Annotated in this window: 19 protein-coding genes; 3 read left to right on the top strand and 16 right to left on the bottom strand. The window is 65.9% G+C overall.

What is annotated here, in order from left to right:
* Window positions 1-18: 18 nt before the first annotated feature.
* From CXQ89_RS01220 to CXQ89_RS01195, 6 genes are all read right to left on the bottom strand, one after another.
* The gene (locus CXQ89_RS01220) at window positions 19-870 is read right to left on the bottom strand and encodes an ABC transporter permease (RefSeq protein WP_104053446.1); all 852 of its coding nucleotides are present in this window, start codon (window positions 868-870) and stop codon (window positions 19-21) included.
* On the bottom strand, window positions 867-1,814 hold the full coding sequence (locus CXQ89_RS01215; protein ID WP_104053447.1) for an ABC transporter ATP-binding protein: 948 nt from the start codon (window positions 1,812-1,814) through the stop codon (window positions 867-869). Before CXQ89_RS01215 ends, CXQ89_RS01220 begins: the two co-directional genes overlap by 4 nt.
* A 45-nt stretch (window positions 1,815-1,859) precedes the next feature.
* Window positions 1,860-2,705 (bottom strand): ABC transporter permease, encoded by an 846-nt coding sequence (locus CXQ89_RS01210; protein ID WP_104160018.1) that lies wholly within the window; start codon window positions 2,703-2,705, stop codon window positions 1,860-1,862.
* Window positions 2,702-3,778 carry an ATP-binding cassette domain-containing protein gene (locus CXQ89_RS01205; RefSeq protein WP_104160017.1) on the bottom strand — a complete coding sequence of 359 codons (1,077 nt, stop codon included), beginning with the start codon at window positions 3,776-3,778 and terminating at the stop codon, window positions 2,702-2,704. The genes CXQ89_RS01210 and CXQ89_RS01205 overlap by 4 nt, the downstream gene beginning before the upstream one ends.
* An 85-nt stretch (window positions 3,779-3,863) precedes the next feature.
* Window positions 3,864-5,090, bottom strand: a complete 1,227-nt coding sequence (locus CXQ89_RS01200; protein ID WP_104160016.1) for an MFS transporter — start codon at window positions 5,088-5,090, stop codon at window positions 3,864-3,866.
* Between the two features lie 14 nt (window positions 5,091-5,104).
* Window positions 5,105-6,787, bottom strand: coding sequence for an ABC-F family ATP-binding cassette domain-containing protein (locus CXQ89_RS01195; protein ID WP_104102438.1), 1,683 nt, complete (start codon window positions 6,785-6,787; stop codon window positions 5,105-5,107).
* Between the two features lie 113 nt (window positions 6,788-6,900).
* Between CXQ89_RS01195 and CXQ89_RS01190 the strand changes: the two genes are divergently transcribed.
* A complete protein-coding gene (locus CXQ89_RS01190; RefSeq protein ID WP_104053451.1) occupies window positions 6,901-7,221 on the top strand; it encodes a putative quinol monooxygenase in 321 nt (106 codons plus the stop codon).
* 24 nt (window positions 7,222-7,245) lie between these two features.
* On the opposite strand, the gene CXQ89_RS01185 is transcribed toward CXQ89_RS01190, so the two are convergent.
* The 4 genes from CXQ89_RS01185 to CXQ89_RS01170 all read right to left on the bottom strand — a co-directional run bounded on the left by CXQ89_RS01185 (window position 7,246) and on the right by CXQ89_RS01170 (window position 11,887).
* Window positions 7,246-7,515, bottom strand: a complete 270-nt coding sequence (locus CXQ89_RS01185) for a hypothetical protein (RefSeq protein WP_104053452.1) — start codon at window positions 7,513-7,515, stop codon at window positions 7,246-7,248.
* 79 nt (window positions 7,516-7,594) lie between these two features.
* On the bottom strand, window positions 7,595-8,902 hold the full coding sequence (locus CXQ89_RS01180) for a hypothetical protein (RefSeq protein ID WP_104160015.1): 1,308 nt from the start codon (window positions 8,900-8,902) through the stop codon (window positions 7,595-7,597).
* 67 nt (window positions 8,903-8,969) lie between these two features.
* Window positions 8,970-10,415: an NAD(P)/FAD-dependent oxidoreductase gene (locus tag CXQ89_RS01175; RefSeq protein ID WP_104160014.1), complete on the bottom strand. Its 1,446-nt coding sequence runs from the start codon at window positions 10,413-10,415 to the stop codon at window positions 8,970-8,972.
* Window positions 10,412-11,887 carry a glycosyltransferase family 87 protein gene (locus tag CXQ89_RS01170; RefSeq protein WP_181032193.1) on the bottom strand — a complete coding sequence of 492 codons (1,476 nt, stop codon included), beginning with the start codon at window positions 11,885-11,887 and terminating at the stop codon, window positions 10,412-10,414. Before CXQ89_RS01170 ends, CXQ89_RS01175 begins: the two co-directional genes overlap by 4 nt.
* A gap of 175 nt (window positions 11,888-12,062) precedes the next feature.
* Here CXQ89_RS01170 and CXQ89_RS01165 point away from each other — a divergent pair, with 175 nt between their 5' ends.
* Window positions 12,063-13,148: an inositol-3-phosphate synthase gene (locus CXQ89_RS01165; RefSeq protein ID WP_104160013.1), complete on the top strand. Its 1,086-nt coding sequence runs from the start codon at window positions 12,063-12,065 to the stop codon at window positions 13,146-13,148.
* Between the two features lie 35 nt (window positions 13,149-13,183).
* On the opposite strand, the gene CXQ89_RS01160 is transcribed toward CXQ89_RS01165, so the two are convergent.
* The 6 genes from CXQ89_RS01160 to CXQ89_RS01145 form a co-directional block, all read right to left on the bottom strand.
* Window positions 13,184-14,869, bottom strand: a complete 1,686-nt coding sequence (locus CXQ89_RS01160) for a formate--tetrahydrofolate ligase (protein ID WP_104160644.1) — start codon at window positions 14,867-14,869, stop codon at window positions 13,184-13,186.
* A 64-nt stretch (window positions 14,870-14,933) separates the two neighbouring features.
* Window positions 14,934-16,157, bottom strand: coding sequence for a D-inositol-3-phosphate glycosyltransferase (mshA, locus tag CXQ89_RS01155; protein WP_374952965.1), 1,224 nt, complete (start codon window positions 16,155-16,157; stop codon window positions 14,934-14,936).
* A gap of 189 nt (window positions 16,158-16,346) precedes the next feature.
* Window positions 16,347-16,469, bottom strand: a complete 123-nt coding sequence (locus CXQ89_RS18720; RefSeq protein WP_258059776.1) for a hypothetical protein — start codon at window positions 16,467-16,469, stop codon at window positions 16,347-16,349.
* Between the two features lie 587 nt (window positions 16,470-17,056).
* Complete coding sequence (locus tag CXQ89_RS18275; protein ID WP_181032192.1) at window positions 17,057-17,233, bottom strand: hypothetical protein; 177 nt, start codon at window positions 17,231-17,233, stop codon at window positions 17,057-17,059.
* Window positions 17,234-17,424: 191 nt separating this feature from the next.
* Window positions 17,425-18,081, bottom strand: a complete 657-nt coding sequence (locus tag CXQ89_RS01150) for a histidine phosphatase family protein (protein WP_104053457.1) — start codon at window positions 18,079-18,081, stop codon at window positions 17,425-17,427.
* A 17-nt stretch (window positions 18,082-18,098) separates the two neighbouring features.
* Window positions 18,099-19,661, bottom strand: a complete 1,563-nt coding sequence (locus CXQ89_RS01145) for a CCA tRNA nucleotidyltransferase (protein WP_104160011.1) — start codon at window positions 19,659-19,661, stop codon at window positions 18,099-18,101.
* Window positions 19,662-19,805: 144 nt separating this feature from the next.
* Here CXQ89_RS01145 and CXQ89_RS01140 point away from each other — a divergent pair, with 144 nt between their 5' ends.
* On the top strand, window positions 19,806-20,336 hold the full coding sequence (locus tag CXQ89_RS01140) for an NUDIX hydrolase (RefSeq protein WP_104053459.1): 531 nt from the start codon (window positions 19,806-19,808) through the stop codon (window positions 20,334-20,336).
* The last annotated feature ends 53 nt before the right edge of the window (window positions 20,337-20,389 follow it).

The raw sequence follows: 20,389 nt of genomic DNA, 5'->3' as shown, positions 1-20,389 counted from the left end.
CCCCGCCCCTGGTCCCGCTTAGACGTCCCGTTTCTTGAGAACGACGACGGCGGCGGCGAGCAGCACCACGGCCCAGCCGGCAAGAATGAGGCCGCCTTCCGCCTGGTTGAACGCATCCGGCTGAACCCGTGTGGCTACCAGCGCGGCAGAGGCGCTGCTGGGCAGGAAGCGCTCGGCGTCTTCCACCCAGTCCGCAAGGCCGGAGAGCAGTCCGGTGATAATCGGCAGGACAAAAAGTGCTCCGACGAGGGTCACCACTCCCCCGGCCGTATTGCGGAGCAGGGCACCGATGGCCACCCCCATGACGGCGATCAGGGCCAGCACCGTGCCGGTGTTGATGATGGACGGCAGCACCCCTTCAGCATCCAGCCCAAAATCCAGGTCGGAACCGGACAGTATCGGCTGGGCCACCAGATAGGTGGTGAACGCCGCCAGGACACCAAGAACGAAGGAAATGACAGCGATCACGAGGGTCTTGGCCAGCAGTGCGGGGGTACGGGTGGGCACGGCCACCATGGTGGAGCGGATCATGCCCGTGGTGTATTCGGATCCGATCAGCACCACGGCCAGCGCGGCGATCAGCAGCTGGCCGAAGGGCAGCCCCGATGCCGGGATGTCATAGGCCAGGCTCTGCGCTGAGGTGCCGAATCCTTCGGGAGGGCCGGCCGCCGGGTCATTCACCAGCTGAACCGTTCCCCAGGCGACCAGGGCGCCCAGCCCAACCATCACCGCGAAGCTCACCGCCAGCAGGATAACGGTGGAGGGGACCGTGGCGGTCTTGATCAGCTCGGAATGCAGCACCCGGGCGAAAGTGACACGGCCGGCGGCGGAACTCCGGGGCCCCCGTGCGGCCGCTGCTGCTGTGCTCATGATTGTTGTCCTTCTCCGGCCGGCAGATAGGGGGCGGTCCTCTGCTGTGACTGGTACTCAACCTCGCCGCCGGTCAGCTCCATGTAGGCGTCCTCCAGGGAGACCTGCTGCGGGGTGAGCTCGGTGATGAGGATCCCCCGGGAAAACGCCGTTTCAGCGATGCTGCGGGTGCTCAGACCAAGGATCTCCAACTGATCCGCCTCCTGTCTGCGCACTTCCACTCCCGGCGAGCCGAGGGCGGCGGCCAGGGCACCTGTGTCGTCCGTGCGCACCAGGACACGCTCCTGCTTGCTGCCGGCGATTACCTCGTCGATGGGAGCATCGGCCAGGATCCGGCCGCGGCCAATCACTATCAAATGGTCGGCGGTCACCGCCATCTCGCTCATCAGGTGGGAGGAGATGAAGACGGTGCGGCCTTCGGCTGCCAGTCCCCGGACCAGGAAGCGCACCCATTTCACGCCTTCCGGGTCCAGTCCGTTGACCGGCTCATCCAGGATCAGGGTTTGCGGGTCCCCCAGCAGTGCCGCTGCCAGACCCAGCCGCTGTCCCATGCCCAGCGAGTACCCGCCGACCCTTTTCCGCGCCGCGGATCCGAGGCCCGTGAGCTCGATGACTTCGTTGACGCGGGCCGCGGAAATGCCTTCGGTGGCGGCCATGGCCCGCAGATGGTTGTAGGCGGTGCGTTTGGGATGTGCTGCCTTAGCCTCCAGCAGGGAGCCCACCTCATGGAGCGGAGACCGGTGCCCGGCGTACGGTTTTCCGTTGACGGTCACGGTGCCGGCGGTGGGATGGTCCAATCCGACGATCATCCTCATGGTGGTTGATTTTCCGGCACCGTTCGGCCCAAGGAATCCGGTGACCTTGCCCGGCGGAACCGAAAAGGTAATGCCGTCGACGGCGGTTTTGTCGCCAAAGCGCTTGGTGAGTTCGCGTGCCTCGATCATGGTGTGTCCTCACACTTGGTGTTTCCATCTTGCAGCCTGGGGTTCCTACCGGGAACTCACGGACTCAAACTTCCTCACGGCAAGCGGAACAAAGATGAGCAGCATTACCGCCGATCCGATCAGCACCGTGGCCACCGCGTGCTGCATGGGCCAGGTGTCGGGCACCGGGGTGGTTCCCAGGTTTCCGAACAGCTCCCGGACGGCCTGGACCAGGGCTGAGACGGGGTTCCAGTCCGCGAAAATGCGCAGCGGCGTGGGCAGCGTGGAGCTTTGCACAAACGCATTGGAAATGAAGGTGATGGGAAACAGGATCATGAAGGAGGCATTGTTGATGGTTTCGGGGGTGCGCACGGTCATGCCGAGCAGCGCCATGACCCAGCTGAAGGAGTAGGAGAAAAGCAGCAGGAGCCCCACGGCGGCCAGGAAGGACGCAAAGGACGTATTGACCCGCCAGCCCACCAGCAACCCCGTGCCCATCATGATCAGCACCGAAATCGCGTTGAGCGCCAGGTCCGAGTTGGTCCGTCCGATCAGTACTGCGGAGGGGCTCATGGGCAGGGTGCGGAATCTGTCGATGATTCCCTCCTTCAAGTCCTGGGCCATGGCGGCACCGGAGAAGGTGGAGCCGAAGACCACGGTCTGCGCAAAGATCCCGGCCATCAGGTACTGCGTATAGTCCGTGCCGGCGACGTTGATGGATCCGCCGTAAACCTGGCTGAACAGCAGCACGAACATGACCGGCTGCAGGACGGCGAAAATGATCATGTCCGGGGAGCGCTTGATCTTGATCAGGTTCCGTTTGGTGACCGTCCAGCCGTCACCGGCCCAGTTGGCCGCGGCCGAGTTACCGCGGGCGGCGGCTGCAGGAAGCCTGGTTGCGGCGGCACTCATCGGCGCGCTCCTTCCCTGTGCCGGGCTGCCTTGCCGTGTCCTTCAGCGGTGACAGGGGCCTCCGGTTCCTGTTCCTCCTCCTCCGCCGGCCGGCCGGTCAGCTGCAGGAACACGTCATCGAGGGTGGGCCGCCGGATGCCGGCGTCGTGCAGTCCAATGTCCTGGGTTTGAAGGTCCGCCAGAACCAGCTGCAGGGAGGCCGGACCGTTTTGAACCGCCACCTCCAGGGTCCTGCCGTCATCAGCGGTGTGGGGTGCAGCGGATCCGTGCCGGGCGAGTATCTCCCGTGCCGCGCCGGCGTCGTTCCCGTCCATCAGGGCCACCGCAACACTGTGACCGCCAATCCGGGACTTCAGCTGGTCCGAGGTGCCCTCGGCGATCACTACACCGCGGTCGATCACGGCCACGGCGTCGGCAAGCTGGTCCGCCTCCTCCAAATACTGAGTGGTCAGCAGCAGCGTGGTGCCGGCGGCAACGAGGTCCTTGATGACCTGCCACAGAGCCAGGCGGCTGCGCGGGTCCAGCCCGGTGGTCGGTTCATCCAGGAACAGGACCCGGGGGCTGTTGACCAGGGCGCCGGCCAGGTCCAGGCGGCGGCGCATGCCGCCGGAATAGCCTTTCACCGGCCGGTTGCCGGCATCCGTCAGTTCGAACATGTCGATCAATTCCGCGGCCCGTGTCCGGGCCTCTTTGGCGGACAGGTGGTAGAGCCGGCCCACCATCCGCAGGTTTTCCTGGCCGGTGAGGTTTTCATCGACGGCGGCGTACTGGCCTGAGACGCCGATGATGCGGCGCACTTCCTTGGGGTCGGCCAGCACGTCGATACCGTCAATGCTCAGTGTGCCGGCGTCGGGTTTGATCAGGGTGGTGAGGACTTTGACGGCCGTGGTTTTCCCGGCACCGTTGGGGCCCAGCAGGGCCATGACGGTACCTTCCGGCACGGAGATATCCAGGCCGTCCAGCGCACGGACCGGACCCGATTTGGAGGAATAAACCTTCGTGACTCCCTGTGCCCGGATCAGGCCCTGAACGGGGCCGGGCAGCCCCGAAGAAGAATTGGGGGTAGTGGACATCGTCCGAAGGTAAACCGTGCGGTCAGAGTTCGGAACCCCTATTGCGGACAGCTCCGGTCCGCTGGAGCAAGACCCGGCCGGCCGATTAGGGCTCCTGGATCGAGACCTTTTTTTGCTCGGCGGCGGCAGGCGCAAAAATGATGGAAAGCAGCATGGCTGCGCCCACCACCAGCAGGGAATTACGGATTCCCCAGTGTTCGCCCAGGAAGCCGAGCACCGGCGGGCCAATGAAGAAGGCCGAGTAGCCGATGGTGGAGACAACGGACACCCGGGCAGCAGCGTGCGCCGGGTCCTCGCCGGCGGCCGACATGCCCATCGGGAAGCCCAGCGCTGCGCCGATTCCCCACAGGACGGCGCCAAGCGCGGCCAGGGGAAGGTTGGGTGCCAGGACAAAGAGCAGCAGACCCACGAGGGACGCGCCCATGCAGATCCGCAATGCCGGCACGCGGCCCATCCGGTCGATCAGCCGGGCGCCGAACCAGCGCGTCAGAGTCATGGCGGCCACAAAGGTTGCGAACATTACGGCGCCGGCGGACTCACTGCTTCCCAGCCCGTCCACGGTCGCCTTGGCCACCCAGTCATTGGCGGCGCCTTCGGTCAGCGCCGCGCCCAGAACCACGACGCCGATCAGCAGCGTGCGTCCTTCTTTCCAGGCGCCGAAGCGGGAGGGTTTCACAGCCGCGCCGGTACCGTCGGTGCCGTGGACGGCATGGGACAGCTGCAGGAAGTTGCGCGGCACGATCAGCACCGCAATGCAGACCACGGTCAGGATGGCCAGCAGATGCAGGGACAGCGAGATACCCAGAGCGGACAGGCCGGCGCCGATCAGGGCGCCCACAAAGGAACCACCGGAGAACGCGCCGTGGAATTTAGGCATGATGTTCCGGCCAAGCCGGCGCTCCACGTCCGCGCCCTCCAGGTTCATCGCAACGTCCCAGCCGGCAATGCCGACGCCAAAGATCAGCAAACCCACGGCCGTCAGCGGAATCGACCCCAGGTACAGTCCCGCGGCGATGATCAGGGATGCGGCCGACGTCGTGATCCCGCCGGCACGCACAGTGCCGGCGGTGCCGATCCGCTGTGCCACCGAACCGGCCAGCGGAAGCGCCGTTACCGAGCCGATCGCGGAGAACAGCAGCAGCAGCCCCACGCCGGCCGCACCAATACCGAGGTCCTGGGCCGCGGCGGGAATGCGGGCCGCCCAGCTGGCAAAGACAAGGCCGTTGAGGCCGAAAACCACGAAAACGGCAATGAGTGCCTTGTTGAGGGCAGTCTCTCTTTGGGCAGTGTCAGTCGGGTTCTTTTCGGTCACGGCAATATTGTCCCCTACCGCGCGCGGACCACGCGTTTCTCATCCCAGACCGGAGTCTCGGATTCATAGACCTTCCCGTCGGAACCGAACACCAGGAACCGGTCGAAGCTGCGGGCGAACCAGCGGTCGTGGGTGACGGCCAGAACGGTTCCTTCGAACGCCTCGATGGCCTTTTCCAGGGCTTCGGCGGAGTGCAGGTCCAGGTTGTCGGTGGGCTCATCCAGCAGCAGCAGCGTGGCACCGGAGAGTTCCAGCAGCAGGATCTGCAGCCGCGCCTGCTGCCCGCCGGAGAGCGAGTCGTATTTCTGCTCGGAAGACGCCGCCAGGCCGTAGCGGTCCAGGGCTCCGGCGGCGGCTTCGCGGCCGAGGCCGGAGCGGTGTTCATCACCGCGGTGCAGGATGTCCAGCAGGGTTTTTCCGAGCAGGTCCGGGCGCATCATGGTCTGGGCGAAGAACCCCGGCCGGATGCGGGCACCGAGCTTGACGGAACCCTCGTGCGGAACGGGAGAGATTTCCACCTCGGACACCGGCTCGTGTTCCTTGTCCGGGTCGGTGCCGCCCAGGGCCAGCAGGCGCAGGAAGTGGGACTTTCCGGACCCGTTGGAGCCGAGCACGCCCACCCGGTCGCCAAACCAGATTTCCGTGCTGAACGGCTTCATCAGCCCGGTCAGCTCCAGTTTCTGCGCGACGACGGCCCGTTTGGCGGTGCGTCCTCCCCGCAGGCGCATCTTGACGTTCTGTTCAATCGGCAGGGCCTCGGGCGGACCCGCTTCGAGGAACTTGGCCAGCCGGGTCTGGGCGGCCTGGTACCGGTTGGCCATGTCGGAGCGGAACGCCGCCTTGTTCTTGTACATGTTCACGAGCTCTTTGAGCTTGAGGTGCTCCTCATCCCAGCGCCGGCGCAGTTCCTCGAACCTGGCGTTGCGGTCCTCGCGCGCCGTGACATAGCTGCTGAAGCCGCCGCCGTGGATCCAGGCCGACGCGCCGTTGATGCCCGGTTCCAGGGTGACGATGCGGGTGGCGGCGTTGTCGAGCAGCTCCCGGTCGTGGCTGACAAACAGGACGGATTTCTTGGACTCAGCGAGTTTGGCTTCCAGCCAGCGCTTGCCGGGAACATCCAGATAGTTGTCCGGCTCATCCAGCAGCAGCAGCTCATCCGGGCCGGAGAACAGTGCCTCCAGGACCAGGCGTTTCTGTTCGCCGCCGGACAGGGTGGAGGCCTTGCGGTACTGGGCGCGGTCAAAGGGCATGCCCAGGGCCGCCATGGTGACCTCGTCCCAGACGGTTTCCTGCTCGTAGCCGCCAGCGTCTCCCCAGTCGGCAATAGCGGTGGCGTAGCGCATCTGGGTGGGCTCGTCGTCGTGCTCCATCATCGCCAGCTCCGCATCATCCACGGCTTTGGCGGCCGCGGCGAGCGCCGGCGGGGCGGCAGAGACCAAAAGGTCCCGGACCGTGCTGTCATCGCGGACCTGGCCCACGAACTGGCGCATGATGCCCATGGATCCGGATTTGGACACGGTGCCCTCGTCGGCCTTGATGTCCTCGGCGATGATGCGCAGCAGGGTGGTCTTGCCGGTGCCGTTGGGGCCGATCAGGGCCGTCTTGTGCCCGTCCCCCACCTTGAAGCTGACGCCGTTGAGCAGCTGCCTGCCGTCGGAGAGGAAATAGTCAATGTTGGATACGTCGAGGTGTGCCACACTTCCATCCTCCCATCCCGCCGGGATGGACAGCCGCGGCCCTGACGTGCCTAGGATGAAGGCCGCGTGTCTCCGCCCGGGACACGCCGGAAATACCCCGCTAAGGAGCGAAGATGATCTTCATTACCGTCAAGTTCAACGTCAAGCCGGAATGGGTGGAGCGCTGGCCGGAACTGACCAAAGATTTCACCGCCGCCACCCGTGCCGAGCCCGGCAACCTGTGGTTCGACTGGTCACGCAGCCTGGAAAACCCCAACGAGTTTGTCCTCGTGGAAGCCTTCAAGGACGACGCCGCCGAGGCTCACGTGGGCAGCGACCACTTCCAGCAGGCCATGAAGGATATGGTCCAGGCGCTGGTCGAGACTCCGAAGATCATCAACACGGTCATCGAGGGCGAAGACTGGTCCCGGATGGGTGAACTGACCGTCGAGTAGCCACCGGCCACGGGCCGGCGGATCCTACTTGGTGTCCAGCGTGTATCCGGCCCGGGTCAGCATTTTGCGCAGGTCCACAACGGTCTGCTCGTCAATGTCCTTGCCCCGCGGAGGCTCCAGATAGTCGGTTTCACCGGCGAGGGTAACCTCATACTTGCCGTTGTGTTCCCGCGTGGTGTCGGCCACGGCCTCCAGCAGGGAGCGGACTCGCTTCCACTCAATGTTGGAACTGGTGGGATGCCGCAGGATCTCGTCCAGGGTGTCCCGGTGGTGGTTGTTCAGGTGCACGGTCATCGGTAAACCTCCTGGTTCCAGTTGCCCATGCCGGGGTCCTGAGCGCAAGGGATGCAGGCCAGGTCACGGGCGGACGGTGTCAGTTCCCGGGGGTCCCGCTGAAGAATGCGGCCATCCGCCGCGGCACCAGGTGCCCCAGCTGGGGGGCCAGTGTCCGCGAGCCCGCTTCGATCACCAAACCCCAGGCGGCCATGACCAGGAACGTCCACCAGGCGGGGCCAACGGTTCCCGCTCCCGGGCCGAAGCCGCTGCCCCCGGCGGTGCCCTGTCCCGCCGCCACGAGGCTGATGACGGACAGCACCGCGCCGCCCAGACCGAAAACCGCCGGCAGGGTCAGCCATGATTCCCGCCCTGCCGGCTCCCCCCGGTTACGGCCCCGGCTGAGGGACCAGAGGACTGCCGCCGCCGTGGCCAGCAGCAGCACCAGGACTCCGACGGCGGCACTGGCCCAGACGGGCAGGTCGCCCACGGTCAGCGGAAAGAGTCCCGACAGCGGCAACCCCAGGTTCGCCACAGCGGACAGATGGCCGGTGGTGAAGGCCCAGGCCGACGCTGTCGGCAGCCAGAGCGGTGCGGCGAAGGCCACCGCAGCCCCGCCGTGCACCAGGGCCGTGACGAGCAGCGCCAGGCCGATCACGCAGGTGTAGGCCAGATAGTGGCAGCCGGCCAGGCGCAGCGCCGGCCGGAGCCCCGGCAGCGCTGCTTCAGCCCGCCTGAACCAGCGAAGCTCCGTACCGGCCTCGCGTTTCCGTCCCGCCCAGCTGGCCGCCGTCCCCAGCAGCACGGCGCCGGCCACCAGGCTCGGTGAGGCAGCGGTCAGGAACGCGTCACCCGTGTCAGTGGTTCCGCGCAGTGAAACCAGGAGGCTCAGCAGCACGGAGAAGGCAGCCAGCGCCAGTCCCGTGAGTCCTGCGTAAAGCCAGCGGGCCCCGTCTGATTCCAGTGCCGCCTTACGTTCCGCGCGGCGGCCAAGACGCCAGAGTGCTGCCGTTGCCACAGCTGTCAGCGCCAGGGGAAGAACCCCCACCCACACGCTGACCAGCGGCGCGCCGAAGTCAGTTACGGTGGAGGACACTGTCAGGACCGTTGTTCCGCCCAGCGCCATCGCGGCCAGGAAAAAGGGATAGATCGCCAGGGCCGAGGGGCCGTCAAGCCTGGCCCCCATGCTGCCGGCCGAATCGTTCATGGCGTTCAGGGCACCTGCCCCGCCCAGGAAGAATCCCAGGACCAGCAGCGCCATGGTCACCAGGGCGGCGCCCAGGGTCAGGCCGTAGGCAATCAGTGCCGACTGCACTGCCAGCCACCAGCGCGGGCTCAGGCGCCCGGTTACGGGAGGCGGGACGAGGGTGTCCGGATTCGCCGGCTCCCCGTTGTCCTGGTTGTGCATGGTCCATTCCCTCTGCAGAGCGTGAGCGGGGTTCCGCTGGATTTAAACATACAAGCTTGCAGCGGCGTCAGCTGTTTACCCCTAGGTCCGGCATCGGCAGGGCATGCCGCCGGCGCAGTGCCAGCCCGGCGGCATGAAAGCCTCCCATACCGTGGACCCCGGGTCCCGGCGGCGTGGACGCCGAGCAGAGATAGATCCCCGGAAGCGGCGTTTGCCATGGATTCACTGCCGGTACGGGGCGCGCCGCCATCTGCCACAGGTTCACTGCACCGCCGCCAAAGTCACCGCCCACATAGTTCTCGTTGTAGCGCTCCAGGTCCGCCGCCGTCGTCACCTGCGAGCGCACGACGACGTCGCGGAAGCCGGGTGCGAACCGTTCAATCTGCGCGGTGACGGCTTCGGTCATGTCCACCGTGGAACCGGCCGGAACGTGGCAGTAGGTCCACAGGATATGGCGGCCCGCCGGTGCCCGGGAGGAATCAAAGGTGCTGGGCTGGGACAGCAGGACGTAGGGCTTGTGCGGATGTTCTCCCGCCGCGACCTGCGCCTCGGCGGCGGCAAGTTCGGCGCGGCGCCCGCCCAGGTGCACCGTTCCGGCCCGTCCCACTTCCCGGTTGGCCCACGGCACCGGGCCGGAGAGGATGAAGTCCACCTTGCAGGCCGCGTTGCCGTACCGGAACCGGCCCAGCGCTCCCGCATACCGTCCCGGCAGCTCCGGCCCGGCGAGCTCCAGCAGGGTCCTGGGGGAAACATCGAGCAGGACGGTCCTGGCACCGCGGACCTCATCGAGTGAGGACACCCGGTGGTCCGTGACCAGCTCTCCTCCGTGTGCCTGCAGATCCTTCACCATGGCATCGGCAATTGCCTGGGATCCGCCGTCGGGCACCGGCCAGCCCACGGTGTGGGCGAGCAGGGCCAGGAGCAGGCCGCCGCCGGCCGACGGCAGTGAGGGCATGCGTCCCACCGGGTGGGCGGCGACTCCGGTGAGCAGGGCCGGCGCCTTGTCGGCGGTGAACCGCGTGTTCCACAACGGGGTGCCCTGGTCCAGGGCGGCGCGGCCGAACGCCAGTGCCGCACCGGGCTGCCGGTAGCCCCGGATCAGCGGGGACATCAACAGCTCGGTGATGGCTTCGCTGCGCCGGACCAGCGGCGACATCAGCTTACGGAAGGCAGGCCCGTCCGCCCCCAGCCCCTCGACGGTGCGTTCCAGGTCCTTGTAGGCCAGTCCGGCGTCGCCCCCGTCCAAAGGATGCGCATAGGAGATCTCCGGCACCGTGAGCTTGATGCGGTCCGCCAGTTCAAACCGGCGGAAGAAGGGGGACGCCAGGGCCATGGGATGCACGGCCGAGCACACGTCGTACCGGTGGCCGGGCTCCAGCAGTTCCTTGGTGCGGCTGCCGCCGCCGGCCGTTGGCCCCGCTTCGAAAACCTGCACCGACAGCCCCGCACGGGCCATAATGACCGCAGCCGCCAGACCGTTGGGCCCGGAACCGACCACCGCGACATCGGTCATGGTGTTCCTGCTTCCTTCGGAGTGGATGTCCGGGGGCCGGCTTCCCCAGCTGCCGTGCCGCTGATCCTGCGGCGCAGCCGGAACCGGTCGGGTGCGTGGTCGAAGGGCCCGCCCTGCGGATCATCGATGTTCAGCCGACGCACCGGATCGCGGGCGGGCACCAGGATGTCCCTGACCACCTGGGACATCAGCCAGGCCGTGGCCAGCACGTGCCCGGCCACGGCCCACACGTAGTAGGCGGCGTCGATATTGTTCTGGGCGGAGCCGCCGGAGGTTTGCGCGCCCAGATACATCCAGATGGCCCACCAGTGGAGCACTTCGAAGAACTGCCAGATCAAAAAGTCTCTCCACCTGGGACGGGCAAGCGCCACCAGCGGAATCAGCCACAGGACAAACTGGGGCGAATACACCTTGTTGGTCAGGATGAAGGCGGCAACAATCAGGAACGCCAGCTGCGCCAGCCGGGGCCGCCTCGGAGCGGCAAGTCCCAGCAGTGCAATGCCCGCGCAGGCCGCTGCGAACAGGAAATAGGCCCAAAAATTGATGAACCCTGAATCCGCCTGCGGCTGCCCCCACCGCTCCGCCAGCACGTTCCACGCAAACCATACGGAGGAATACCCCGCAGGCCGCTCCCCGGTGAAGGTCAGGAAGAACTTCCAGCCGGTGAAGTCGGCAACCATGAACGGAACGTTCACCACCAGCCATGCGGCCGCAGCTGCGCCCGTTGCCTGGAAGGCCGGGCGCAGCCGCCCGGTCCGCAGTGCCAGAACCAGCACTGCGCCGAGGATCAGCACCGGATAGAGCTTCAGCGCCGCCCCCAGGCCCAGCAGCACTCCGGCTAGGACCGGGCGGCTGCGCGCAAAAGCCAGCATGCCCAGCGCCGCCAGCAGCACGGCCCAAATGTCCCAGTTAATGAACACCGACAGGATCATGGCGGGGGCCAGCGCCACCATGGCAGCGTCCCAGGGCCTGCGGTTGGCCATCCGCATAGTCGCGATGACCGTGCCGATCCAGGCCAGGACCGCCAGGACCGCATTGATGTCAAAGTAGGCCAGCGCGCGTTCCTGCGATCCGCCGTCGGGCACCAGCAGGGCAACGGCGCCCGCCAGCAGCCCCAGCAGCACGGGATATTCGAAGGCGGCGTCCGGGGTCAGGAAGGGAAAAACGCCCTGCGCCAGACCGCGGGAGTCGAACAGGACCGGCCAGTCCGAGTAACAGGCCTGATAGAAGTGGGTCGGTGCGGTCCATCCGCCGGTGCGGCACGGCATTTTCACCAGCACCGCCAGCAGAGCTGCTGCCGTGGTGAGCAGGATCAGGACCCGCTCCACTGTAAAGAACCCGGGCGTCACGATGCCCGGGGCGGTGTGGCGGCCCAACGGACCGCCAATGCCCTCGGTGAGTTCGCGCAGCAGCGGGTCATTGCGGCTGGGCACCACTATCCGCAGCGGCTGGCGTCGGGGCTTGGGCTCCATGGTTACCAGTATGCCGCTCCGCCCCGGCTTCTCCGGGTGCCGGACGGCACCGCAGTCTCCGCTGCTGCGCGAAGCTGTGATGCCAAACACTAATTGCTTGGGTAGAGGCCGTAGACTGGGCCCGGTCTTGCCGCCGCAGGTGCGGCGGTTGATAACTCGTCTTCAAAGGAGAACCGTGGCTAAGAACCCCATTCGGGTCGCAATCGTTGGTGTGGGAAACTGTGCGGCATCGCTGGTGCAGGGCGTGCAGTATTACCGCGATGCAGATCCGGACCTGACGGTCCCTGGTTTGATGCATGTGGAGTTCGGAAGCTACCACGTCAATGACGTGCAGTTTGTCGCCGCCTTTGACGTCGACAGCAAGAAGGTTGGCCTGGACCTGGCCGACGCCATCGGCGCCAGCGAGAACAACACCATCAAGATCGCTGATGTTCCGGAAACCGGCGTCACCGTGCAGCGCGGCCACACCCTCGACGGCCTGGGCAAGTACTACCGCGAGACCATCGTGGAGTCCGATGCCGAGCCGGTGGATATTGTTGCCGCACTGAAGGACAACGCCGTTGACGTGATGGTCTGCTATCTGCCCGTCGGTTCCGAGCAGGCTGCCAAGTTCTACGCCCAGTGCGCCATCGACGCCGGTGTTGCCTTCGTGAATGCCCTGCCCGTTTTCATTGCCGGCACCAAGGAGTGGGCGGATAAATTCACTGCTGCCGGCGTGCCGATCATCGGTGACGACATCAAGAGCCAGATCGGCGCCACCATTACGCACCGCGTGATGGCCAAGCTGTTCGAGGACCGCGGTGTGGTGCTGGACCGCACCTACCAGCTGAACGTCGGCGGCAACATGGACTTCAAGAACATGCTTGAGCGTGAGCGCCTGGAGTCCAAGAAGATTTCCAAGACGCAGGCCGTCACCTCCAATACCTCAGCCGATTTGAAGGCCGACGACGTCCACATCGGCCCCTCGGACTACGTTGCCTGGCTCGATGACCGCAAGTGGGCCTTTGTGCGCCTTGAGGGCCGCAACTTCGGCGACGCTCCGGTGTCCCTGGAATACAAGCTGGAGGTCTGGGACTCCCCCAACTCCGCCGGTGTCATCATCGATGCCATCCGGGCCGCCAAGATTGCCCTGGACCGGGGTGTGGGCGGACCCATCCTCTCGGCGTCAAGCTACTTCATGAAGTCCCCGCCGGAGCAGTACAACGATGACATTGCCAAGGAAAAGGTGGAGCAGTTCATCCGCGGCGAGGTGGAGCGCTAAGCCCCGCGCCTTCCCCGCTTCGGCACGCCCGCCGGCTATGACAGGCCGGAGGGCGTGCCGTCCGCGGCAACGTCCATGCGCATTGCTGCCGGAGCCTTCGGCAGTCCGGGCATGGTCATTACGGCACCGGTGAGTGCGACGACGAATCCGGCTCCGGTCTTCAGGATCAGGTCCCGCACGTGCACGGTGAAACCGGTCGGTGCTCCGAGCAGGTCCGCGTTGTCCGAGAAGGAGTACTGGGTCTTGGCCATGCACACCGGCAGCGAATCCCATCCCCCGGCCTTGATTTCCTCCAGCCGGCGCAGGGCCGGCAGGGAAAACTCCACGTCGTCGGCTCCGTAAATGTCCTGGACCACCGTCCGGATTTTCTCCTCAACCGGCATGTCCAACGGGTACAGATGGTGGAAATCCGCCGGTTCCTCCAGGGCTTCCAGGACCTTGGCGGCCAGCGCATCACCCCCGCTTTCCCCTCCGCCGTTGGCCCAGACATCGGCTGCGGCCGCGGCGACGCCTTCGCCTGCACACCACTGCAGCAGCCAGTCCACCTCTTCCTGCGTGTCCGTGGTGAAGGTGTTCACCGCCACGACGGGGCTCAGGCCGAACCTGGCGATGTTGCGGATGTGCCGGCGCAGGTTGGCCGTTCCCGCCTCCAGGGCGGCGAAGTCCGGCTCACTCAGCCGGTCCTTCGGCACGCCGCCGTGCATCTTCAGGGCACGGATCGTTGCCACCAGGACGACGGCGTCCGGGGCCACGTCCGCGGCCCGCGAGGTGATGTCCATGTACTTTTCGGCGCCAAGGTCGGCGCCGAAGCCCGCCTCGGTGACCACGATGTCACCGACGGTGCGGGCCAGTTCGGTGGCAATCACGGAGTTGCAGCCGTGTGCGATGTTGGCGAACGGGCCGCCGTGGACCAGCGCCGGCGTCCCGGCGAGGGTTTGGACCAGGTTCGGTTTCACGGCGTCTTTGAGCAGCAGTGTCAGTGCGCCCTCCACGCCCAGATCCCGCACCGTGACCGGCCGCCGGTCGTAGGTGTATCCCACTGTGATGCGGGCCAGCCGCTCCTTGAGGTCGGCGAGGTCGCGGGCCAGGCAGAAGACGGCCATGATTTCCGAAGCCACGGTGATGTCGAAACCATCCTGGCGCGGCACACCCTGCACCGGGCCGCCCAGGCCGATCACAATGTCCCGCAGCGAGCGGTCATTCATGTCCATGACGCGGCGAAAGGTGATCCGGCGCGGATCGATCCCCAGCTCGTTGCCCTGGTAGATGTGGTTGTCCAGCAACGCCGTCAACGCGTTGTTGGCGGTGGTGATGGCGTGGAAGTCGCCGGTGAAGTGCAGGTTGATGTCCTCCATGGGCACCACCTGCGACCAGCCGCCGCCCGTGGCTCCGCCCTTCATGCCCAGTACCGGCCCCAGTGAAGGTTCGCGCAGGGCTATGACGGTGTTTGCTCCGGCTTTGGCCAGTGCATCGCCCAGTCCAACGGTGACCGTGGACTTGCCTTCTCCGGCCGGGGTGGGGCTCATGGCGGTGACCAGAACCACCTTCCCGCGGGTGCTGCGTGCGGGCACCAGTGCCGGGTCAATCTTGGCTTTGTACCGTCCGTACAGTTCCAGGGCATCTTCGGGGATGCCGGCTGCACGGGCGATGTCCGTAATGGGCTTCATCACGGCCCGGCGGGAGATTTCCAAATCGCTGGACATGTCAGCGGCTGCGCGCATCATTGCGGTCCTTCCGGTTCCCGCCGGTGGTCTTCATCGACGGTGGTGGCGTATCACCAAGCTATCAGCGCACGGAGTGCGCCGAGAACTGTTCGGCGGCCTGCAGGTAGCTCTGCGCCGTGAGTGTGGCTGTGCGCTTCCAGCCAAACGCGGCAGCGTGCACTGCGGCGCCGTAGCCCAGCGCCCGCCGCATACCCTCCTCGTCGTACAGCCGTTCCAGCTCGGCGGACCAGCGCCCGCTCTCATGGCCGTCCACCAGAAGCCCGGTGCGGCCGTGTTCCACAGCCTTTGGCAGCCCACCCACGTTGGCAGCCAGCACTGGAGTGCCGCAGGCCTGGGCTTCAAGGGCCACGAGGCCGAAGGATTCGCTGAAGGAGGGCACGGCAACCACGTCGGCGGCCCTAAACCAGTCGGCCAGCACGGCGGCCTCCACTGGCGGATGAAGGGTCACCTGTCCGTGCAGCCCCAGCGAATCCGCCAGCGGCGCCAGGTCCAAAACATCGGCGCCGCTGCCGGCGCCGAGCACGGTGACGTGCAGCGGGATGTCCGGACGGCGGGCGTGCAGTTCCGCGGCGGCCCGGATCAGCACCTGGGGGCCTTTCATCCGCTGGATACGGCCGGCAAAGACGACGTGGAACACGCCGCGGGGCACGCCCAGCCGGGCGCGGGCCGCGCCGGAGTTCCGGCTCGAGAAAACCTGCAGGTCCACTCCCGGCGCGACGACGTCCACGGCGCGGGGGTTGGCTCCGTACAGCGATTCCAGCTCGGCGGCTTCAGTGCTTGTATTGGCTATCAGGCGGGTGGCACCGCCCACGATGTCCTGTTCCCCGTCAATCCGCACCCGGGGCTCCGGCTTCTCTCCGGCCTGCAGACGCAGGTTCTTCACCCGGGCCATGGTGTGCATGGTGTGCACCAGGGGAAGGTCCCAGGCACGGGCCGCAGCCAGGCCGGCTGTGCCGGAGATCCAGTAGTGCGAATGGATGACGTCAAAGTGCCGGTGGGAAGGGAATGGATGGCTGCCCGTCACGGATGCTGCCAGGGCAGCTTCCAGCCCGGGGAGAGCTTCTTTGGCAATCTTTCGGCGCGGTCCCGCTTCAACGTGGCGCACCGTCACACCGGGAACAAGTTCCACGGACGGACGCTGGTGCCGGTCGGTTGCCCGGGTGAAAATCTCCACCTCAACGCCTGTGGCAGCCAACTCCACGGCCACGGAGCGCACATAAACATTCATGCCGCCGGCATCACCGGAGCCTGGCTGCTCCAACGGTGACGTATGCAGGGAGAGCATGGCGACACGCTTTACCTGAAGCAACAGCTCTCCCTTCCTGGCCGGCCGCTGTCCTTGTCCCCTACTGACTTTATAACGACACGGCGCAGAGCATGGTTTCCAGGCAGGCTGCGCCCACCACATAAAACGGGAGTCCGCACTGCAGTGCAGCGCGGACTCCCCCGGTTTTGTTCCCGTCGGTTCGGGTGGCTACTTCGCCGACCAGGTGTTGTGGGCCATCAGATACCGGTGCGGACCGTTCCAGCACTGGTCCAGGCGTGCCTGATGCACGGCATCGGAACGGGCGAAGGACGCTAACAGTCGGAAAAACATGGCGGACACCTCCTTTCGCAGCGGTGTTGGGACGCGGGCCGGACCGGATGATTCGCGCACCTCGGTGGGGTTAGGTGCGTCGGCGGCATCGAGTGCTTGAGCTGCTTCGCATGCTTCAGGCGACGCGAAGGGTTTTATCGGAACTGAAAAGGGCAGGCTGGATTTAGGCACAGTAAACTCCGGAAAATGGCGCATGTTTTTGGGTGCGCAAAAGGAAACAATGGAAGAAGGAATGACCCAATGAGGCCGCAGGGAAATGAAGAGAATTACCCTGAAAAAGAACGTGCGGGAAATGGGAGTCCATACACGGGAACGCTGCCTCCCCGGCCGGCCGGGCACCTGCGGTTCCTCACAGCGAGCGCATCACGTGAAGCTTCACGGCAGGGCCGCACCACGAGCACCGCGCAGCGGACGCCGGGAAGTTCAGTGAGTTGTCGATGGAAGGATCAGCGCCGCACACCGTCCGGCGCAAAGCCAGGGCGGTGGCGTGCACACGCTTGGAGCCGCCGAACTGCGGCTACCAAAGACTCGGCAGCCAGCGGCGGGGCAGTCAGCCTGCGGTTACCCGCAGGATGATCGGCCAGGGATTACCCGCGGCCACCGTCGAACGGGGGCCGTCGCCAGGACACTCCAAAACCCGCCGTGCCGGTGCCGGCCACCCGCCGTCCAAGGGGCCGCATCAGCGGCCCTGCAGTCGAAGGGATGGACGTGCGGGCCTGCGGGCAGGCAACCGTCGTGGCAGTGAGGAATTTGTGGATGTTCATTACCCCACCTCCCTTTCATGAGTGCATGGACTTGCGGATGGACCGGTCACAGAGCTGCGGACCGGAATAACACGTATTCACTGGCTGGTGCGGTATCCACCTGTAAGAAAGGTGGCCGCAGGAAAAACATACAACAGGTTTCCGTTCCCTGCCAAGACATTTACGGAAACTTTTTTACATTCTTTTTGCGACTAATAGTCCCAGCGCACTATCGCGGGAGTGTGCTTGTCCCAGCCCAGTGTGCAAACCGCAGCGGTTCCGAGGACAAAATGCCGTCCCTGGTCCGCCCGAAGACCGAGCCAGCGGGCGGCGAGGATTCGCAGGAAATGTCCGTGCGCCACGAGGAGGACCTTCTCCACCGGGGTGGCGTCCGGCGTGCGGTCCATCGGTGTTCCGCAGCCGGCCTGGACGAGCGAGATGATGCGGTCGGCCCGCTCCGCCACCTGGTCCAGGGTTTCACCGTTGGGTACGCCGTCATTCCAGATGAGGTACCCGGGGTTCTCGGCACGGACCTGGGTGCTCTTTCGGCCCTCGTTGTCTCCGTAGTCCCATTCATGGGCGTGCGGAAGGATCTGAGGATTGGGGTAGCCCACCAGTTCGGCGGTGCGCCGCGCCCGGGCCAGCGGAGAGGACAGGACAAGATCAAAGTCCACGGCCCCGATCTTTTCCCTGGCGGCCCTGGCCTGGGCCTCGCCCGCCTCCGTCAGGGGGATGTCCGTCAGACCGGTGTAGTTGCCCTCCCGGGACCACTCCGTTTCACCGTGGCGCAGCAGCCACAGGCGCGGCAGCCGGGTACCTGCCGGCGTCGTATCCGGAACCGCGGGACCGAAGTCCTCAGCGTTACTCATTTACTTCCTTCCGCTTGTCAGGACGGATTTCCGTCCGACTCCATTTTGGCACCGCCGCGGGCAGCGGCATTGCCGGAGCTGTCAGCGGAAGGCTCTGCGGGCGCCGCGGCAGTATCGGCGTCTCCGGCGGCGGCGGCCGCGGAATTGTCGGGATTCTCGGGCTGGGAAGCCCACCAGCTGCGCAGCAGATCCGCCGCTTCAGCCTCACTGGACGGCCCCTTTTCCATCCGTTCTTCCAGCAGGAACCGGTAGGCGCGGCCCACCACGGGGCCCGGCCGGATGCCCAGCAGGGCCATGATCTGCTGGCCGTCCAGATCGGGCCGGATGGCGGCGAGTTCCTCCTGCTCGGCGAGCGCAGTGATGCGGGCTTCGAGGTCATCGTAGGCGAAGGCCAGGCGTTCGGCCTTGCGCCGGTTGCGGGTGGTGACGTCGGAGCGGGTCAACCGGTGCAGCCGCTGCAGCAGGGGGCCGGCGTCGTTGACGTAGCGGCGGACGGCGGAATCGGTCCAGCCCGCATCGCCGTACCCGTAGAACCTCATGTGCAGCTCCACCAGCCGCGAGACCGCTTTGATGGTGTCATTATCGAAGCGCAGCGCTTTCATCCGCTTGGCGGTGAGCTTGGACCCGACGGCGTCGTGGTGCAGGAAACTGACGGAGCCGTTCGGTTCGAAACGGCGGGTGGCGGGTTTGCCGACGTCGTGCATCAGCGCAGCGAAACGAAGGACAAAATCCGGACCCGGCACTGCGCCGTCGGCGTCCGTCTCCTGGCCGCAGGCCTGCCGGAGCACCGTCAGCGAGTGCTGGTAAACGTCCTTATGGCGGTGGTGCTCGTCGATCTCCAGCTTCAGCGCGGACACCTCCGGCAGGACATGCTCGGCCAGTCCGCTTTCCACCAGCAGGTCAATGCCGGCCCACGGCGCCTTGCCGTTAATGAGTTTGACCAGTTCGTCGCGGACGCGTTCGGCGGAAATAATGGTGATCCGCCCGGCCATGTCCTTCATTGCCTCGAAGACCTCGGGCGCCACGTTTACTTCCAGCTGGGAGGCAAAGCGTGCGGCGCGCATCATCCGCAGCGGGTCGTCGGAGAACGACGTCGAGGGGGCGCCGGGAGTGCGTACGAGGCCCGCGTGCAGGTCCTTCGCTCCGCCGAACGGATCGACCAGTTCCATGGAAGGCAGCCGCAGAGCCATCGCGTTCATGGTGAAGTCGCGGCGGAAGAGATCGTCTTCGAGCTTGTCTCCGAACGCCACGGCCGGTTTGCGTGAATCCGGATCGTAGGCGTCGGCCCGGTACGTGGTGATTTCAATCTGGAAGCCGGCCTTGCGCATACCGATCGTTCCGAACGCACGCCCGATCTCCCAGTAGGTGTCACACCAGCGGCGAATCACGCTGATGATGTCATCGGGGCGGGCGTTGGTGGTGAAATCCAGGTCCGGGGATACGCGCCCCAAAAAGAGGTCCCGCACCGGACCGCCCACGAGGGAAAGCTCGTAACCGGCGTCGTGGAACAACTGCCCGAGGTCGCCGACAACGGAGGGAAGGGGAGTTTTCAGGGCCGAGCTGTCAGAAAGGTGCGCCATAGTGCTTTAAGCGTGCCAGATAAAAGGCCCGGGGGTGCACATCCGGCTCCTTCCGGAACCCGGACACGCCGGGCATTCCCGCTTCCTCGCCGGGGTACCGCTGCCCAGTCATCATCCCCGGACAAAGATCGTTAGAGTGGTCCTATGGCCCATCCCGTACCGAGCGCACCCAAGCGAACCCCGTTGACGGCGTCAATGGGCAATGCCGCCGCGCATCCGGTGCATGCATCCCTTCCAACAGTGGAAGAGGTCTCCGCGGGGGGAATCGTGGTGGATGCCGCTTCAGCGGACCTGCCCGTGGCCATTATTGCCCGTCTGAACCGCGGCGGGCGGCTGGAATGGTGCCTTCCCAAAGGCCATCCGGAAAATGATGAAGACAGCCGGGAAGCAGCCATCCGGGAAATCGCCGAGGAAACCGGCATCGACGGGCGGATCCTGACAGCCCTGGGAAGCATCGACTACTGGTTTACGGTGAGTGGTCACCGCGTGCATAAAACCGTGCACCACTTCCTGCTGGCTGCCACGGGCGGTCACCTGACCATCGAAAATGATCCGGACCACGAAGCCGTGGATGTCGCCTGGGTTCCGCTGGCGGAACTGGGCAAGCGGCTTTCCTTTCCCAATGAACGGCGCATCGCTGACCTGGCGCGGGAAATCCTGCCCCGGTACCTCTGACGGCACCGGTCCGGCATGCCGTGTTCCAGTGCTGGTGCAGTGCTGCGTTTTAT

Source organism: Arthrobacter sp. ZGTC212 (assembly GCF_002929255.1).
Classification (GTDB): Bacteria; Actinomycetota; Actinomycetes; order Actinomycetales; family Micrococcaceae; genus Arthrobacter_B; species Arthrobacter_B sunyaminii.
The sequence above is the reverse complement of the archived record's forward strand: the minus strand, read 5'-3'. Positions and strand labels throughout refer to the sequence as shown.

Bases quoted from the DNA above. Each gene is read 5' to 3' on its own strand.
- CXQ89_RS01175 (WP_104160014.1), bottom strand. From the start codon at position 10,415: ATGACCGATGTCGCGGTGGTCGGTTCCGGGCCCAACGGTCTGGCGGCT.
- CXQ89_RS01190 (WP_104053451.1), top strand. From the start codon at position 6,901: ATGATCTTCATTACCGTCAAGTTCAACGTCAAGCCGGAATGGGTGGAG.
- CXQ89_RS01215 (WP_104053447.1), bottom strand. From the start codon at position 1,814: ATGATCGAGGCACGCGAACTCACCAAGCGCTTTGGCGACAAAACCGCC.
- CXQ89_RS18275 (WP_181032192.1), bottom strand. From the start codon at position 17,233: ATGAACATCCACAAATTCCTCACTGCCACGACGGTTGCCTGCCCGCAG.
- CXQ89_RS01145 (WP_104160011.1), bottom strand. From the start codon at position 19,661: ATGGCGCACCTTTCTGACAGCTCGGCCCTGAAAACTCCCCTTCCCTCC.
- mshA (WP_374952965.1), bottom strand. From the start codon at position 16,157: ATGCTCTCCCTGCATACGTCACCGTTGGAGCAGCCAGGCTCCGGTGAT.
- CXQ89_RS01205 (WP_104160017.1), bottom strand. From the start codon at position 3,778: ATGTCCACTACCCCCAATTCTTCTTCGGGGCTGCCCGGCCCCGTTCAG.
- CXQ89_RS01170 (WP_181032193.1), bottom strand. From the start codon at position 11,887: ATGGAGCCCAAGCCCCGACGCCAGCCGCTGCGGATAGTGGTGCCCAGC.
- CXQ89_RS01150 (WP_104053457.1), bottom strand. From the start codon at position 18,081: ATGAGTAACGCTGAGGACTTCGGTCCCGCGGTTCCGGATACGACGCCG.
- CXQ89_RS01180 (WP_104160015.1), bottom strand. From the start codon at position 8,902: ATGCACAACCAGGACAACGGGGAGCCGGCGAATCCGGACACCCTCGTC.
- CXQ89_RS18720 (WP_258059776.1), bottom strand. From the start codon at position 16,469: ATGTTTTTCCGACTGTTAGCGTCCTTCGCCCGTTCCGATGCCGTGCAT.
- CXQ89_RS01140 (WP_104053459.1), top strand. From the start codon at position 19,806: ATGGCCCATCCCGTACCGAGCGCACCCAAGCGAACCCCGTTGACGGCG.
- CXQ89_RS01210 (WP_104160018.1), bottom strand. From the start codon at position 2,705: ATGAGTGCCGCCGCAACCAGGCTTCCTGCAGCCGCCGCCCGCGGTAAC.
- CXQ89_RS01160 (WP_104160644.1), bottom strand. From the start codon at position 14,869: ATGCGCGCAGCCGCTGACATGTCCAGCGATTTGGAAATCTCCCGCCGG.
- CXQ89_RS01220 (WP_104053446.1), bottom strand. From the start codon at position 870: ATGAGCACAGCAGCAGCGGCCGCACGGGGGCCCCGGAGTTCCGCCGCC.
- CXQ89_RS01185 (WP_104053452.1), bottom strand. From the start codon at position 7,515: ATGACCGTGCACCTGAACAACCACCACCGGGACACCCTGGACGAGATC.